The organism is Streptomyces flaveolus, from assembly GCF_014648815.1.
In the GTDB taxonomy this organism is placed as follows: Bacteria; Actinomycetota; Actinomycetes; order Streptomycetales; family Streptomycetaceae; genus Streptomyces; species Streptomyces flaveolus.
Window position 1 is genome coordinate 569538 of record NZ_BMRV01000004.1, and the last position, 16484, is coordinate 586021.

At 69.9% G+C, this 16484-nt stretch carries 12 protein-coding genes and 4 tRNA genes; 7 read left to right on the forward strand and 9 right to left on the reverse strand.

Features of this window, described 5'->3' with window-relative positions; all coding sequences use genetic code 11:
* Window positions 1-24 precede the first annotated feature (24 nt).
* Both purF and purM read left to right on the forward strand, forming a co-directional pair.
* The gene (purF, locus tag IEZ05_RS13655; RefSeq protein ID WP_189230317.1) at window positions 25-1551 is read left to right on the forward strand and encodes an amidophosphoribosyltransferase; all 1527 of its coding nucleotides are present in this window, start codon (window positions 25-27) and stop codon (window positions 1549-1551) included.
* A 47-nt stretch (window positions 1552-1598) separates the two neighbouring features.
* The gene (gene purM / locus IEZ05_RS13660; protein WP_189230318.1) at window positions 1599-2666 is read left to right on the forward strand and encodes a phosphoribosylformylglycinamidine cyclo-ligase; all 1068 of its coding nucleotides are present in this window, start codon (window positions 1599-1601) and stop codon (window positions 2664-2666) included.
* A gap of 83 nt (window positions 2667-2749) precedes the next feature.
* On the opposite strand, the gene IEZ05_RS13665 is transcribed toward purM, so the two are convergent.
* Complete coding sequence (locus IEZ05_RS13665) at window positions 2750-2998, reverse strand: DUF3073 domain-containing protein (RefSeq protein WP_161165701.1); 249 nt, start codon at window positions 2996-2998, stop codon at window positions 2750-2752.
* Between the two features lie 334 nt (window positions 2999-3332).
* Complete coding sequence (locus tag IEZ05_RS13670) at window positions 3333-4427, reverse strand: Leu/Phe/Val dehydrogenase (RefSeq protein ID WP_189230319.1); 1095 nt, start codon at window positions 4425-4427, stop codon at window positions 3333-3335.
* Between the two features lie 220 nt (window positions 4428-4647).
* Between IEZ05_RS13670 and IEZ05_RS13675 the strand changes: the two genes are divergently transcribed.
* Together IEZ05_RS13675 and bldC are read left to right on the forward strand one after the other, a co-directional pair.
* Window positions 4648-5499: a hypothetical protein gene (locus tag IEZ05_RS13675; RefSeq protein WP_189230320.1), complete on the forward strand. Its 852-nt coding sequence runs from the start codon at window positions 4648-4650 to the stop codon at window positions 5497-5499.
* A gap of 532 nt (window positions 5500-6031) precedes the next feature.
* A complete protein-coding gene (gene bldC / locus IEZ05_RS13680; RefSeq protein WP_003949541.1) occupies window positions 6032-6238 on the forward strand; it encodes a developmental transcriptional regulator BldC in 207 nt (68 codons plus the stop codon).
* Window positions 6239-6710: 472 nt separating this feature from the next.
* Here bldC and IEZ05_RS36335 read toward each other — a convergent pair whose 3' ends face one another.
* The 7 genes from IEZ05_RS36335 to IEZ05_RS13710 all read right to left on the reverse strand — a co-directional run bounded on the left by IEZ05_RS36335 (window position 6711) and on the right by IEZ05_RS13710 (window position 13394).
* Window positions 6711-6953 (reverse strand): DUF6274 family protein, encoded by a 243-nt coding sequence (locus tag IEZ05_RS36335; protein ID WP_229869704.1) that lies wholly within the window; start codon window positions 6951-6953, stop codon window positions 6711-6713.
* A 174-nt stretch (window positions 6954-7127) separates the two neighbouring features.
* Window positions 7128-7202: transfer RNA gene (locus IEZ05_RS13685), tRNA-Asp, on the reverse strand.
* 131 nt (window positions 7203-7333) lie between these two features.
* On the reverse strand, window positions 7334-11284 hold the full coding sequence (gene hrpA, locus IEZ05_RS13690; RefSeq protein ID WP_189230321.1) for an ATP-dependent RNA helicase HrpA: 3951 nt from the start codon (window positions 11282-11284) through the stop codon (window positions 7334-7336).
* Window positions 11285-11417: 133 nt separating this feature from the next.
* Window positions 11418-11491: transfer RNA gene (locus IEZ05_RS13695), tRNA-Phe, on the reverse strand.
* A 24-nt stretch (window positions 11492-11515) separates the two neighbouring features.
* Window positions 11516-11590 (reverse strand) — tRNA-Asp (locus tag IEZ05_RS13700).
* 34 nt (window positions 11591-11624) lie between these two features.
* Window positions 11625-11697 (reverse strand) — tRNA-Glu (locus IEZ05_RS13705).
* Window positions 11698-11777: 80 nt separating this feature from the next.
* Window positions 11778-13394 carry a metallophosphoesterase family protein gene (locus tag IEZ05_RS13710; RefSeq protein WP_189230322.1) on the reverse strand — a complete coding sequence of 539 codons (1617 nt, stop codon included), beginning with the start codon at window positions 13392-13394 and terminating at the stop codon, window positions 11778-11780.
* Window positions 13395-13491: 97 nt separating this feature from the next.
* Here IEZ05_RS13710 and IEZ05_RS13715 point away from each other — a divergent pair, with 97 nt between their 5' ends.
* From IEZ05_RS13715 to IEZ05_RS13725, 3 genes are all read left to right on the forward strand, one after another.
* Window positions 13492-13842: a metallopeptidase family protein gene (locus tag IEZ05_RS13715; protein WP_161165491.1), complete on the forward strand. Its 351-nt coding sequence runs from the start codon at window positions 13492-13494 to the stop codon at window positions 13840-13842.
* Between the two features lie 122 nt (window positions 13843-13964).
* A complete protein-coding gene (locus tag IEZ05_RS13720) occupies window positions 13965-14516 on the forward strand; it encodes a hypothetical protein (protein WP_189230323.1) in 552 nt (183 codons plus the stop codon).
* Between the two features lie 294 nt (window positions 14517-14810).
* On the forward strand, window positions 14811-16484 hold a 1674-nt coding region (locus tag IEZ05_RS13725), incomplete at its 3' end, for a DEAD/DEAH box helicase (protein WP_189230324.1).

Consider the following 16484-nt stretch of genomic DNA (forward strand, 5'->3'; position numbering starts at 1 on the left):
TCGATCTCGCCTACACTCGGGAACGTGCCACGTGGTGACGGTCGACTCAATCACGATCTACTTCCCGGCGAGAAGGGCCCCCAGGACGCTTGCGGCGTCTTCGGTGTCTGGGCCCCGGGCGAAGAGGTCGCAAAGCTCACGTACTTCGGGCTCTACGCCCTCCAGCATCGGGGCCAGGAATCCGCGGGAATCGCGGTCAGCAACGGCTCCCAGATCCTCGTCTTCAAGGACATGGGCCTCGTGTCCCAGGTCTTCGACGAGACCTCGCTCGGTTCGCTCCAGGGTCACATCGCGGTCGGTCACGCCCGCTACTCGACCACCGGTGCGTCCGTGTGGGAGAACGCCCAGCCAACCTTCCGGGCCACCGCGCAGGGCTCCATCGCGCTCGGCCACAACGGCAACCTCGTCAACACCGCCCAGCTCGCCGAGATGGTCGCCGACCTGCCCAAGCAGGAAGGCCGCTCCACTCGCGTCGCGGCGACCAACGACACCGACCTGCTGACCGCGCTCCTCGCGGCCCAGGTCGACGAGGACGGCAAGCCGCTGACCATCGAAGAGGCCGCTCACAGCGTCCTCCCGCAGGTCATGGGCGCCTTCAGCCTCGTCTTCATGGACGAGCACACCCTCTACGCCGCCCGCGACCCGCAGGGCATCCGCCCGCTGGTCCTCGGCCGCCTCGAGCGCGGCTGGGTCGTCGCCTCCGAGTCCGCCGCCCTCGACATCTGCGGCGCCTCCTACGTCCGCGAGATCGAGCCGGGCGAGTTCGTCGCCATCGACGAGAACGGCCTGCGCACGTCGCGATTCGCAGAAGCGAAGCCCAAGGGCTGTGTCTTCGAGTACGTGTACCTGGCCCGCCCGGACACCGACATCGCCGGCCGCAACGTCTACCTCTCGCGCGTCGAGATGGGCCGCAAGCTGGCCAAGGAGGCCCCCGCCGAGGCCGACCTCGTCATAGCGACCCCGGAGTCCGGCACCCCCGCCGCGATCGGGTACGCCGAGGCCTCCGGCATCCCCTTCGGCAACGGTCTGGTGAAGAACGCCTATGTGGGCCGTACCTTCATCCAGCCCTCGCAGACCATCCGCCAGCTCGGCATCCGCCTGAAGCTGAATCCCCTGAAGGAAGTCATCAAGGGCAAGCGGCTGGTCGTCGTGGACGACTCCATCGTCCGCGGCAACACGCAGCGGGCCCTGGTCCGCATGCTCCGCGAGGCCGGCGCCGCCGAGGTCCACATCCGGATCTCCTCCCCGCCCGTGAAGTGGCCCTGCTTCTTCGGCATCGACTTCGCCACCCGCGCCGAGCTCATCGCCAACGGCATGAGCATCGACGAGATCGGCACCTCGCTCGGCGCCGACTCCCTGGCGTACATCTCCATCGACGGCATGATCGAGGCGACCACCATCGCCAAGCCGAACCTCTGCCGCGCCTGCTTCGACGGCGAGTACCCGATGGAGCTCCCCGACCCCGAGCTGCTCGGCAAGCAGCTCCTGGAGACCGAGCTGGCCGCCGGGCCCGCCGGTACGGCCGCCGCCGACGCCATCCGTCGCCCGTAGCCGTCCGTCCGCAATACCTGCCGTACGACACAAAGGTTCTCATCGTCATGCCTGACACAACTGGTGCCAGCTACGCAGCCGCGGGCGTCGACATCGAGGCGGGCGACCGCGCCGTCGAGCTCATGAAGGAATGGGTCAAGAAGACGCAGCGCCCCGAGGTCCTCGGCGGCCTCGGCGGTTTCGCCGGCCTCTTCGACGCCTCCGCACTCAAGAACTACGACCGCCCCCTGCTGGCCTCGGCCACGGACGGTGTCGGCACCAAGGTCGACATCGCCCGGCAGCTGGGCGTCTACGACACCATCGGCCACGACCTGGTCGCGATGGTCATGGACGACATCGTGGTGTGCGGCGCCGAGCCGCTGTTCATGACCGACTACATCTGCGTGGGCAAGGTCCACCCCGAGCGTGTCGCCGCCATCGTCAAGGGCATCGCCGAGGGCTGTGTGCTGGCCGGCTGCGCCCTGGTGGGCGGCGAGACGGCCGAGCACCCCGGCCTGCTCGGCGAGGACGACTTCGACGTCGCCGGCGCCGGTACGGGCGTCGTGGAGGCCGACCGGCTGCTCGGTCCGGACCGCATCCGCGAGGGCGACGCGGTCGTCGCGATGGCCGCCTCCGGCCTTCACTCGAACGGGTACTCACTCGTCCGCCACGTCCTGCTGAACGAGGCCGGCCTGGCCCTGGACGCGCACGTGGACGACCTCGGCCGCACCCTCGGCGAGGAGCTCCTGGAGCCGACGAAGATCTACTCGCTGGACTGCCTGGCCCTGATGCGCACCACCGAGGTGCACGCCTTCAGCCACGTCACCGGCGGCGGCCTCGCGGCCAACCTGGCCCGCGTGATCCCCGACGGCCTGCACGCGACCGTCGACCGCTCCACCTGGACGCCGGCCCCGGTCTTCGACCTCGTCGGACGAACGGGTCAGGTCGAGCGCCTGGAGCTGGAGAAGACCCTGAACATGGGCGTCGGCATGATCGCCGTCGTGCCCCAGGAGTCCGCCGACGTGGCGCTGACGACCCTCGCCGACCGCGGCGTCGACGCTTGGGTGGCAGGCGAGATCACCGCCCGCGGCGACCACGGCACGGGCGCCACCATGACCGGTGACTACGCCCGCTGAGCCGAGCCCGGCACGGCGATGCGGGTAGCACAGAACCCGGTCGGTGACGGAAGTCACCGACCGGGTGAGTGTTCAGTGCAGGGTCAAGCGCCGCGACGATGCTGCGGGGACTGGCCGTCCTCGTCCTCGTCGTCCTCGTAGAGGTCGGCGTACTTTGCGTACAGCTCGTCGTCCTGCTCATCGTCCTCGAACCGCTCGCCGTTAGGCGGTTGCGGACTCGACGTCGATGCGCCCAGCTCCTCGGCCAGGCGGGAGAGATCAGTCCCACCGCTGTTGTACTTCAGCTGGCGGGCGACCTTCGTCTGCTTGGCCTTGGCCCGGCCGCGCCCCATGGCTCGACCCCCTCAACGACGGGGCTCGACGGCCCCAGAGTCTTGACACGCGTTCATGGTCCGGAACGGGCTCTCCGTGGAGAGACCGGTCCGTAGGGCTTCCACGGTACCTGAGCCCACGCCCATACGGTACGTCGCCCGCAGGACGTGGCTACGCCCAGGACCTTCGAGGCGCCCTGTCCTCGCTGGTCAAAGGCGATTTTAACCACGTTTCGACGGTCGACCCGCCGGGAGAAGTGAGAGTTCTCTCCAACTGCCCGCCGGCGGGTACCGCTCAAACCTTCGAATACCGCCTCCGGATCACCCTCCGGAGCGTACGGAGCGCGGTCTCCGGTCAGCGCCGCGCGCGTGCCTCCGACATCCGCTGCTCGGCGATCCGGTCGGCCGCGGCGGCCGGCGGAATACCGTCCTCCTTCGCACGTGCGAATATGGCCAGCGTGGTGTCGTAGATCTTCGCGGCCTTCGCCTTGCACCGGTCGAAGTCGAAGCCGTGCAGCTCGTCGGCGACCTGGATGACACCGCCGGCGTTCACCACGTAGTCGGGCGCGTAGAGGATCCCGCGGTCGGCGAGGTCCTTCTCGACGCCCGGGTGGGCGAGCTGGTTGTTGGCCGCGCCGCACACCACCTTCGCGGTCAGCACCGGCACGGTGTCGTCGTTCAGCGCGCCGCCGAGCGCGCAGGGGGCGTAGATGTCCAGGTTCTCGACCCGGATCAGCGCGTCCGTGTCGGCGACGGCGATCACCGACGGGTGCCGCTCGGTGAGCGCCCGTACGACGTCCTTGCGCACGTCCGTGACGACCACGTGCGCGCCCTCGGCGAGCAGGTGCTCGACCAGGTGGTGACCGACCTTGCCGACGCCGGCGATGCCGACCGTGCGGTCGCGCAGCGTCGGGTCGCCCCACAGGTGCTGGGCGGCGGCCCGCATGCCCTGGTAGACGCCGAAGGAGGTGAGCACGGACGAGTCGCCCGCGCCGCCGTTCTCGGGGGAGCGTCCGGTCGTCCACCGGCACTCGCGCGCCACGACGTCCATGTCGGCCACGTAGGTGCCCACGTCGCAGGCGGTGACGTAGCGGCCGCCGAGCGAGGCGACGAACCGGCCGTAGGCGAGCAGCAGCTCCTCGCTCTTGATCTGCTCCGGGTCGCCGATGATCACGGCCTTGCCGCCGCCGTGGTCGAGACCGGCCATGGCGTTCTTGTACGACATCCCGCGCGCGAGGTTCAGCGCGTCGGCGACGGCCTCCGCCTCACTCGCGTACGGGTAGAAACGCGTACCGCCGAGCGCGGGGCCCAGGGCGGTGGAGTGGAGGGCGATGACGGCCTTAAGGCCGCTGGCACGGTCCTGGCAGAGCACGACTTGCTCATGACCCCCCTGCTCCGAGTGGAACAGGGTGTGCAGTACATCAGCAGGTGCGCCGGTTACGTCGGTCACGGTGGTGACTCCTGTGTAGGTGCGGCGGGTGGTGACGGGTCCCCGTGCGGGTGGCGGGGACTGTGGCATGAGATTAGAGCCTGACGGGGTCCACCCGCCGCACAGTGCCGAGGATCACCTCCGCACGGAGTACAGGCGTGCGACGATTTGCAGAGATTCCCGCGCGTTTGTGATCGGCTCCCGCAGGTTTTCGAGACGGTGCGCGGGGGAGGGAGCAGGCGTGCCCAAGGTGTCCTCGGTGATCGTCCCCTACGCGGCCTACCTGCGCGTGTACGAACCGCTGGCCGCCTTCCCCGAGCCGGAGCGCGGCCACTGGGGCCGCTACGCCCGCCGCACCGACCTGCCCTCCTACCAGGACGAACTACGCCGTTCCCTGGCCGACCTGCTGCCCACGCCGCCCGTGCCGGTACCGGTGCACGAGAGCGGCGACGCCTTCGTGACCGAGGTCGACGGGGTGGTCTGCGTGTGCCCCTGGCGGACCCGGCTGCGCGGCTGGCAGGCGCTCGGGGAGCTGGCCGAGGACTTCCCCGAGCCCGTCCTGGACGCCCTGCTCCCTCCGGTCGTACGCCGCCAGACCACCCAGGACTACGAACGCTGGCTGGAGTGCAACCCCGACGCCCGCCCCTGGATCCGCACGGCCACCTGGCAGGTGCCGATCAACTGGTTCGTGCTGGTCTCCGACGAGGAGCGGGAGTACGACAAGGGCGGCGACGATGCCGGGTCGGTGCCGCCGGTGCTGCGCTACCGGACGCCGATGGTGCAGGCGCGGCGGCGGGTGGCCCGGGGGCTGCGGGCGCTGAAGGAGGCCATGGACCGGGGGCCGCTGATCGACGGCCTGGTGGACGTGGGGCGCTGGCTCGAGGAGTTCCACCCGCGGTCACTGGTGGAGCTGGACTACGGCGGACTGGTGCACGCCCTGCCGGCCGGAGAGCTGGAGGCCGACCACTCGGCGGCGGACGTGGCCGAGGGCATCGAGGCGCTGCGCCGGGGGGACGGGACGACGGCGGGTGCCGCGTACGGGCGGCTGGTGGAGCGGTGGCGGTCGGTGCGGGACCGGCGGTCGGCGAACTGACGTTTGACGTACCGCCCGATTTGGGGTTTCGTCTCTCGCTCAGACACCTGTTCGGTGTGACCTGATACTTCGTCACCAGGGGACGGAAGTCCCGATCCGGGCGTATGTGTCAAGCGTGACGGACCGCACGTACGCCACTCTTGCGCCCCTTCCCCCTCCTCATGCCAAAATAGGACAAGGAGTCCGGGGAGGGCTCCATCCGTCCTGCTGTGGTGCACTGTGGGCGGAATCTCAGCATTGCACGCTTTGGGGGGTCTGGTGACTCCTGATCGCTCTGTGACTGATCGTCACAGTGGCGTGACTGTCCGCTATGGCATGGTCCATCGGCATCCGTCGCTGATGAACACCTGGGAGGGCAATTCCATCGGTTTGGCCGACGCGGCTGGACAGATGGTGTAGTTGTAGTGCCGAGGACAAGCCGTTCGTCCTATAACCGACTCGACTCGCGTCCGCCATTTCGGGCAACGCGGGTCAAGGTGCAGAATTTAGAGGAAAGAACCGAGAAGGTTCGGTTCTCCCGAGGAGGCCGCTCATGACCGCTCGCACCCCTGATGCCGAGCCGCTGCTGACCCCGGCTGAGGTCGCCACCATGTTCCGCGTCGACCCGAAGACGGTCACGCGCTGGGCGAAGGCCGGCAAGCTCACGTCGATCCGCACGCTCGGCGGGCATCGCCGCTACCGCGAGGCCGAGGTCCGCGCTCTGCTCGCGGGCATTCCGCAGCAGCGCAGCGAGGCCTGAACAACCGCATAACCGGGCAGAACGGCAGGTCCCCCAACCTGTCGAGCCGCCTGTCACCACAGCTCCAACCGACGCGGGTCCTGCCCCAACAGGCCCCACGCCCAAGCCGTTCGAACATGTCGGACGACCGGCCGGGTACGTCGTGGATCGCGCTGGACTCCGCCGGGTCCAGCGCGATTTTTTTGTGCCGGGTGACGGTCCGCTGAGAGCGGCCTTGTCGGAGTCTGGGGGAGGCTGTCGGATCCGCTGTGGGCGGGCCGTGGGGGAACGTGCGGAAGCACCCTGCGGGAGGGTGCAATTGCACATATTAAATCGACCAGTTGTAGGAGAGGCGTAAGTGCCACCGTTTCAAAAACTCATGCGGTGACACCCGTCACACGTGCTGGCGCTTGTTGGCTCTGGCATATGTGCGCTAGAGGAGCCGCCGGTTCCACCAGCCCGGCAGGGCACGGGCGTTGGGGCCGACGGGGGTTCACGTGGCGGCGGCGCTCTCGCCCTCGACGGCCTCTTGACGGCCCGTCGGTGACGGAGACGGGGGCGGAGACGGCGGCGCAGGCGGGGACGGGGGCTGCGCCGGCGGAGCGGCGGAGTCCCACGCCAGTCGCAGCAGCCGGTGGCAGATCGGACAGTGGCGCGTCAGATGGCGGTACGACGACGCGGCCGACAGATGCGCGCGGAGCAGTGCCCGCGTCTCGTGCCTGACCGATGCCGCCATACGCCACCTCCAGGGACCGCACGGAGAACGTGCCCTGCCTTTGGAGTACCTAGCGAATGTGACGTCGTCAAGGCCGCGAGAGAGGCGCTGAGGGCTTCCGGGGCGTTCGGGCGCACCCCGACCTGCGGACGGCACGCAGAAGGCCCGCACCGATCGGTGCGGGCCTTCTTACTGCGGTCCTGACGGGATTTGAACCCGCGGCCTCCACCTTGACAGGGTGGCGAGCACTCCAAACTGCTCCACAGGACCAGGCTTTGCGGCGCCCACGCGACGGAGTCGCTTATGGATTCTGCTGCGTTGCGCTGCGAGAAGAGACTCTACAGGAGGGTGGGCCCAGGGTCGAACTCACCCTCCGTGCGCTCCTCGTCACGGCCTCGCCGCTACGGCGCCAGCGCGTCGATCGCCTTCACGATCCGCTTGTCGGAGATCGGGTACGCCGTCCCCAGCGCGTGGGCGAAGTAGCTGACCCGCAGCTCCTCGATCATCCAGCGGACGTCCAGGACCTGCCGCGGGACCGGCCGCCCCTGGGGCATCTGCTCCAGCAGCCACGCGTACTCGTCCCGCATCTCGTGGACCTTCTCCATCCGGGTCGTGTCCCGCTGGACGTTGGCCGGCATCTGCTGCAGGCGCCGGTCGGCGGCGACCAGATAGCGCATCAGGTCGGGCAGCCGCCCGATGCCGGCCTCCGTCACGAAGCCGGGCTTCACCAGGCCGTCCAGCTGCGTCCGCACGTCCTGGAGGTTCGGCAGCAGCGCGGGGCTCCGCACGGCCTTCAGACGGCGCTCACAGGCCTGCCAGGCGGCCAGCACCTGCTGCACCTGCCCCACCGTACGGACGGTCGTGTCGACGATCTCCGCGCGGACCTTGTCGTAGAGCTTCCGGTACGACTCCTCGTCCCACGCCGGCCCGCCGAAGTCCGCGATCAGCCGATCCGCCGCCGCCGTCGCGCAGTCGTCGAACAGGGCCTGGACGGACCCGTGCGGATTCGCGGACAGGCCCAGCTTCTGCTGGTTGGTCAGTTTCTCGGACGCGAACTTCGCCGGGTTGACCGGGATGTTGCGCAGGATCAGCCGGCGCGTGCCCTTCCACATGGCCTGTGCCTGCTCGGCCTCGGTGTCGAAGAGGCGCACGGACACCGTGTCCCCGTCGTCGACCAGCGCCGGGTAGGCCTTCACCGGCTGACCGGCCCGGCGCGTCTCGAAGACCCGGGACAGGGTGCCGATCGTCCAGTCCGTCAGGCCGGCGCGCTCCAGGGACTCGCCGCCGCTGCGCTCGGCGGTGGCCGCCGCGGCCTGCGACAGCGCCTTGCGCGCCTTCGGCTTCAGCCGGAGCTTCAGGGCCTCCAGGTCCTTGTCCTCGGCCAGCTTGCGGCGCCGCTCGTCGACGATCCGGAACGTGATCTTCAAATGGTCGGGGACCTTGGCCCAGTCGAAGTCCTCCGCGTCGAACGGCACCCCCACCATGCGCTTGAGCTCCCGCGCCATGGTCACCGTCAGCGGCTCCTGAAGGGGCACGGCCCGCTCCAGGAACGCCTGCGCGTAGTTCGGCGCCGGGACGTAGTTGCGGCGGATCGGCTTGGGCAGGGACCGGATCAGCTCCGTGACGACCTGCTCCCTCAGGCCCGGGATCTGCCACTCGAAGCCCTCGTCCGTGACCTGGTTGAGCACCTGGAGCGGAATGTGGACGGTCACACCGTCCGCGTCCGCCCCCGGCTCGAACTGGTAGGTCACACGGAACTTCAGCGGCCCCTGACGCCAGGAGTCCGGATAGTCGTCCTTGGTGACCGCCCCCGCCTTCTCGTTGATGAGCATCTCGCGCTCGAAGTCGAGGAAGTCGGGCTGCTCGTGCCGCTTGTGCTTCCACCACGAGTCGAAGTGCGCACCGGAGACGACGTGTTCGGGCACCCGCTGGTCGTAGAAGTCGTAGAGCGTCTCGTCGTCGACCAGGATGTCCCGGCGCCGCGCACGGTGCTCCAGCTCCTCGACCTCGGTCAGCAGCCGGCGGTTGTCCGCGAAGAACTTGTGGTGCGTACGCCAGTCGCCCTCCACCAGGGCGTTGCGGATGAACAGCTCGCGGCTGACCTCCGGATCGATCCGCCCGTAGTTCACCTTGCGCTGCGCCACGATCGGCACGCCGTACAGCGTCACCTTCTCGTACGCCATCACCGCCGCCTGGTCCTTCTCCCAGTGCGGCTCGCTGTAGGTGCGCTTGAGGAGGTGCCCGGCGAGCGGCTCCACCCACTCGGGCTCGATCTTCGCGTTGACCCGGGCCCAGAGCCGGGAGGTCTCCACCAGCTCCGCGGACATCACGAACCGCGGCGGCTTCTTGAACAGCGCCGAGCCGGGGAAGATCGCGAACTTGGCGTTGCGCGCACCCAGGTACTCGTTCTTCGCGCCCTCCTTCACGTCCTTCATGCCCACGTGCGAGAGGAGCCCGGCCAGCAGCGACACGTGCACGCGGTCGTCGGGCGCGGCGTGGTCGGCGTCGTTGAGCTGGATGCCCATCTGCTTGGCGACCGTGCGCAGCTGCGTGTAGATGTCCTGCCACTCCCGGATCCGCAGGAAGTTGAGGTACTCCTGCTTGCACATCCGGCGGAAGGACGATGAGCCGCGCTCCTTCTGCTGCTCGCGCACGTACCGCCAGAGGTTGAGGAACGCGAGGAAGTCGCTGGTCTCGTCCTTGAACCGGGCATGCTGCTGGTCGGCCTGCGCCTGCTTGTCCGCCGGGCGCTCCCGGGGGTCCTGGATGGACAGGGCCGCCGCTATGACCATGACCTCGCGGACACAGCCGTTCTTGTCGGCCTCCAGCACCATCCGGGCCAGGCGCGGGTCGACGGGCAGCTGCGCCAGCTTGCGGCCGGTGTCGGTCAGCCGCTTGCGTACGTCCTTCTGCGCCGGGTCGAGCGCGCCCAGCTCCTGGAGGAGCTGCACGCCGTCGCGGATGTTGCGGTGGTCCGGCGGGTCGATGAACGGGAACTTCTCGATGTCGCCGAGGCCGGCCGCCGTCATCTGGAGGATGACGGAGGCGAGGTTCGTCCGCAGGATCTCCGCGTCCGTGAACTCCGGGCGCGCGTTGAAGTCGTCCTCGGAGTACAGCCGGATGCAGATACCGTCGCTGGTCCGTCCGCAGCGGCCCTTGCGCTGGTTGGCGCTGGCCTGCGAGATCGGCTCGATCGGCAGCCGCTGCACCTTGGTGCGGTGGCTGTAGCGGGAGATGCGGGCGAAACCGGGGTCGATGACGTACTTGATGCCCGGCACCGTCAGCGAGGTCTCGGCGACGTTCGTGGCCAGGACGATCCTGCGCCCGGTGTGCTGCTGGAACACCCGGTGCTGCTCGGCATGGGAGAGGCGGGCGTACAGCGGCAGGATCTCGGTGAATCTGTACTTCTTCTTCTCCAGGGCGTCGGCGGTGTCCCGGATCTCCCGCTCACCGGAGAGGAAGACGAGGATGTCGCCCTTCCCCTCGCCCATCAGCTCCTCGACCGCGTCGGTGATAGCGGTGATCTGGTCGCGGTCGGCGTCCTCGCCGTCCTCCTCGAGGAGCGGGCGGTACCGCACCTCCACCGGGTACGTCCGGCCGCTGACCTCGATGATCGGCGCGTCGCCGAAGTGCCGGGAGAAGCGCTCGGGGTCGATCGTCGCCGAGGTGATGACGACCTTCAGATCCGGCCGCTTCGGCAGCAGCTGGGCCAGATAACCCAGCAGGAAGTCGATGTTGAGGGACCGCTCGTGGGCCTCGTCGATGATGATCGTGTCGTAGGCGCGCAGCTCGCGGTCGGTCTGGATCTCGGCGAGCAGGATGCCGTCCGTCATCAGCTTGATGAACGTGGCGTCCGGATTCACCTGGTCGGTGAACCTGACCTTCCAGCCGACGGCCTCACCGAGAGGCGTGTCCAGCTCGTCCGCCACCCGCTCGGCGACGGTGCGCGCGGCGATCCGGCGGGGCTGGGTGTGCCCGATCATGCCGCGCACACCGCGGCCGAGCTCCACACAGATCTTCGGGATCTGCGTGGTCTTTCCGGATCCGGTCTCACCGGCGACGATGACGACCTGGTGATCACGGATGGCCTCCGCGATCACGTCCTTCTTCTGGCTGACCGGAAGCTGCTCGGGGTAGCTGACGACGGGCACACGGGCCCGGCGCTCACCGATGCGCTGCTCGGCCTTGGCCACCTCCGCCTCGATCTCGGCGAGAACGGCGGCACGGGCCTCCGGTTTACGGATCTTCCGCGCACCCTCGAGCCTCCGGCCGAGCCGGTGCGCGTCGCGCAGGGACAGCTCGGTCAGGCGGGGAGCGAGGGCGCCGAGGGCGGGGGCGGGGTGCGTAGACATACGGGTTCCAGGATCGCATCCCCGAGAAATTCCTGGCGAACGCTTTTGCCCCGGGGTCCGGCGAGGTGCGGGCCGGCGGGACCGGCGGCACCGGAAACAACAAGGCCCCGATCCGAAGATCGGGGCCTTACTGTGGCTGGGGCCGGGGTCGAACCGGCGACCTATCGCTTTTCAGGCGATCGCTCGTACCAACTGAGCTACCCAGCCGCGAGGTTTCACGTGAAACCTCAGCGGTCCTGACGGGATTTGAACCCGCGGCCTCCACCTTGACAGGGTGGCGAGCACTCCAAACTGCTCCACAGGACCAAGCTTCGTACGACAGTGTCGCACATGTACTGCGTGCCCCCAACGGGATTCGAACCCGTGCTACCGCCTTGAAAGGGCGGCGTCCTAGGCCGCTAGACGATGAGGGCTATCGGCCCGCCTGGGCGCTTCTCAGCGCGTCGGGGACGTGAGAAGCATATGGGATGGCGGGAGGTATCGCCAAAACGGTTTACGGAGTGCCGGGAGACGGGCTGCTCGGCGTGCCGGTGGTGTCCGTCGGGGACGGGCCCGTGCCGGTCGGGGACGGTGTCGCGCCCGGCTGGTTCTCCTTCGGCAGATGACGGCTGACCTCGGCCGTCGTGAGGCCCAGTCCGCCGAGCTTGATCTCGTCCCAGGCCTGGAGGCGCCGGCTGTCCCGGTCGAAGTAGAGGATCGACGCCTGGACCGGGTCGGGGTGCTTGCCCTCCACGGCGCGCAGGCCGCTGCCGCCGGTGGAGCCCTCGATGCGCAGCCGGGTGCCGTACTTCATGACCTCCATGTCCTCGTGGTGGACATGGCCCGCCAGCACCAGCGGGACGGTCCCGTCGACCTCGCGGGCCGCCGACGGCTCGTGGGCGATGGCGACGTCCACGGGGGTGCCGGCCCTGGTCTGGTCGCGCAGGGCGGAGGCCAGGCGGGCGCCGGCGAGTTCCTGGGAGGCCTCGGCGCCGGGCTTCGTCGAGCGGTCCGGGGTGTACTGCGGGTCGCCGATGCCGGCGAAGCGCAGGCCGGCGATCGTGCGGGCCCGGCCGTCGTCCAGGACGTGCACGTTCTTGAGGCCCTTCAAGTAGTCCTGGGTGACGCGGGAGTCGTGGTTGCCGCGCACCCAGACGTAGGGCGCGCCGAGGTCCTCGATGGGGTCCAGGAAGCCGTTCTCCGCCGCCGTGCCGTGATCCATGGTGTCGCCCGAGTCGACGATCACGTTCACCCGGTACTGCTCCACCAGTGAGGCGATGATCTTCCAGCTCGCGGGGTTCAGGTGGATGTCCGACACGTGCAGGACGCGGATCGTCGTCGGGTCGGGCTGGTAGGCGGGGAGCGTGGACGTGACGTCGTAGAGCTTGGTCACGTTCGTCACCAGGCGGGCCAGTTCCTTCTGGTAGACGTCGAACTCGGTGACGATGCTGCGCGCGTTGCCGACCAGGGACGGCGCGGAGGAGAGCAGGCCGGAGAACTTCGGCTCCAGGACCGAGTCGGGGTTCCAGGTCGCGTACGCGGTGCCGCCGGAGGCGACCAGGAGGGTGAGGGCGAGTCCGCCGGCCGCCAGGGCGCGGCGCGGGCGGCGGTAGACGGCGAGGCCGAGGGCGGTGGCGCCGGTGACGACGGCGACGCAGGAGCGGGCGGCCAGGTCGAGTGTTCCGTGCTGGACGTCCTTCGCGACCTCGTCCTGGAGGCCGGAGAGGCGTTCGGGGTGGTCGACGAGGGCCTGGGCGCGGTCCGGGTCGAGCTGGTCGACGTTGACGTCGAGGCGTACGGGGGCGGTGTGGCTGTCGAGCTGGAGCGCGCCCAGCGGGGAGACGTTGATCTTCGTGCCGCCGGTCAGGGACGGGCGCAGGGTCATCGTCGTGTTCATGGGGCCGACCGGGACGCGCACGTTGCCGACGATCAGCAGGCCGAGCCAGGCCCCGAGCAGGACGACGGCGACGAGGCCGAGGGCGCGGGTCCAGGGGCGGGAACGGGGGGTGAGCTCCCCCGTCGGGGGCGCCGGGCGGGCGCGGCGGCGGCGGGTGAGGGCGCGCGGGGCGCTGCGGATGCGGTTCATCTCCTCGGCCAGGACGTGCAGGACTGCGGCGGGGACGCGGGCCATTGGTCCCGTATGCCCATGTCCCCGGGCGGATATGCGAGGGGTGAGAGGTCGGGGGCGGCGGTGTCGTACCTGATGTGTCGTACCCGACAATGGGCCTGTGCTGGAGATGACGCGCGAGGAGTTCGAGGAACTGGTCGCCGAGGCGCTGGACCGGATCCCGCCGGAGCTGACGCGGCTGATGGACAACGTCGCGGTGTTCGTCGAGGACGAACCGCCGGCGGACGATCCCGAGCTGCTCGGGCTGTACGAGGGGACTCCGCTGACCGAGCGCGGGGAGTGGTACGCCGGGGTGCTGCCGGACCGGATCACCATCTACCGGGGGCCGACGCTGCGGTTCTGCGACACCCGTGAGGACGTGGTCGCGGAGACCGAGGTGACGGTGGTGCACGAGATCGCGCATCACTTCGGGATCGACGACGCGCGCCTGCACGCCCTCGGGTACGGGTGAGGGACTCGGCCCACGGCTCGGTGTCCGTGATCCGGGTGACGGTCCGCGGCGCGGGGCGCGTGTCCTCTTGCGGGTGACGGGAGTTGGGCACGGCGACTCCTGACCCCCGGAGGTGGCCGCCCGTGCGCCCCTTGTACGTACCCGTCCGTCTGGCCGCCACGGTGGTGGCCGTCGCCGCTGCCGCCGGCTGCATGAGCGTCGGCGACGAGTCCGGCGGTGAGGCCAGGCCGTCGCACTCGGCCGGGGAGCGAGGTGGCGAGGCCCCGGGCGGCGGGCCCGCGGTGTCGGGCGGCGCGGCCGGGTACGGCCCGGCGGCGGCCGACGAGGGGCGTGGCCACGGCAAGGGGAGGAAAGGCGAGGACGACCGCGGCGAGGGGAAGGGCAAGGGCCGCGGCAAGGACGGTGCGGACAAGGGCACGGCCCCCTCGGGCTCGCCGTCCGCGCACCCGACCGGTTCCGCCCCGGCGCAGGGCGGACCGGCCGAGCCGACGCCCCCGCGGACGGTGGACCCCGAGCCCCCGCGGACGGTGGACCCGGAGCCGACCCCGCCCCCGGAGCCGCCCGCCTCCCCGACGCCGGAGCCGACACCCGAGCCGTCCTCGTCGGCGCACGAGCCGCCGGGGACGCAGCTGGCACAGCGGGAGCCTGCACCGGAGGCCGGGGTGCCGGTGTAGGCCGGACGGTGGAGGGCGCGCGCCGGGAAACAGGGGCCTGAACGGGCGCCGGACGCGGGGCGAAGGACCGGCTGAGCTGGGCATGTGCTACCCGGTTTGCCTTCAGGGGTGGTGGGTGCGTATGGTGGTAGATCGTTTGATCCCATTTGCCCGGCGCCACCGCAGAGCGCGCCGTGTGGCGCGTACTCTCCCTTGCCGTGATGGACCGCATCGAGGCGGTCGTATTGCGAATCGCGATTCACGGAGTTGACGGGCGCGTGCCGACTGAGAGACTCCGAGAGGTTTCGCATTCGCATGTCCATCATCAGTACTGATCACGTCGTCGTGCCCGAGAACGCCGAGGGCGTTTCCGAGGGCCTGGAGGCTCCCGAGGTCGTCGAGACCTCCGAGTCCGCCGACACCCCCGAGACCACCTTCGCCGACCTCGGCCTGCCCGAGGGCATCGTGCGCAAGCTCGCACAGAACGGCGTGACCACCCCCTTCCCGATCCAGGCCGCGACCATCCCGGACGCGCTGGAGGGCAAGGACATCCTCGGCCGGGGCCGCACCGGCTCCGGCAAGACCCTCTCCTTCGGTCTGCCCACCCTGGCCACGCTGGCCGGCGGCCGCACCGAGAAGCACAAGCCGCGCGCCGTCATCCTGACGCCGACCCGTGAGCTGGCCATGCAGGTGGCCGACGCCCTCCAGCCCTACGGCGACGTCCTCGGGCTGAAGATGAAGGTCGTGTGCGGCGGCACCTCCATGGGCAACCAGATCTACGCCCTGGAGCGAGGCGTCGACATCCTCGTCGCCACCCCGGGCCGCCTGCGCGACATCATCAACCGCGGCGCCTGCTCCCTGGAGAACGTGCAGATCGCCGTTCTCGACGAGGCCGACCAGATGTCGGACCTGGGCTTCCTGCCCGAGGTCACCGAGCTGCTCGACCAGGTCCCGGCGGGCGGCCAGCGCATGCTCTTCTCGGCCACGATGGAGAACGAGATCTCCACGCTGGTCAAGCGCTACCTGACCGACCCGGTCACGCACGAGGTCGACAGCGCTCAGGGCAACGTGACGACCATGTCGCATCACATCCTCGTCGTGAAGCCCAAGGACAAGGCGCCGGTCACCGCGGCGATCGCCTCGCGCAAGGGCCGCACGATCATCTTCGTCCGCACCCAGCTCGGCGCCGACCGTATCGCCGAGCAGCTCTGCGACGCCGGTGTGAAGGCCGACGCGCTGCACGGCGGGATGACGCAGGGCGCGCGTACCCGGGTGCTGGAGGACTTCAAGAAGGGCTACGTCAACGCGCTCGTCGCCACCGACGTCGCCGCCCGCGGCATCCACGTCGACGGCATCGACCTGGTGCTGAACGTCGACCCGGCCGGCGACCACAAGGACTACCTGCACCGCGCCGGCCGTACGGCCCGCGCCGGCCGCACCGGCACGGTCGTCTCCCTGTCCCTGCCGCACCAGCGCCGCCAGATCTTCCGGCTGATGGAGGACGCGGGCGTCGACGCCACGCGCCACATCATCCAGGGCGGCGCGGCCTTCGAGCCGGAGGTCGCCGAGATCACCGGTGCCCGGTCGATGACCGAGGTCCAGGCCGAGTCCGCGGCCAACGTGGCGGAGCAGGCCGAGCGTGAGGTCGCCCAGCTCACCAAGGAGCTGGAGCGCGCCCAGCGCCGTGCCACGGAGCTGCGCGAGGAGGCGGACCGGCTGGTCGCCAGGGTCGCGCGGGAGCGGGGCGAGGACCCGGAGACGGTGCTGGCCGAGGTGGCCACTGCCGCCGCCGAGGCCGAGATCTCGCTGCCGGCGCAGTCGTCGGGCCCGCGTGAGGCGGAGAACACCGAGCGGACCGGGAACGGCCGTGACCGTTCCGTCGAGCGTCGTGACGACCGCGGTGGTCGTTCGTTCGAGCGCCGTGACGACCGTGGCGGGTTCCGCCGCGACGACCGTCGTGACGACCGGGGCGACCGTGGTGGCTTCCGT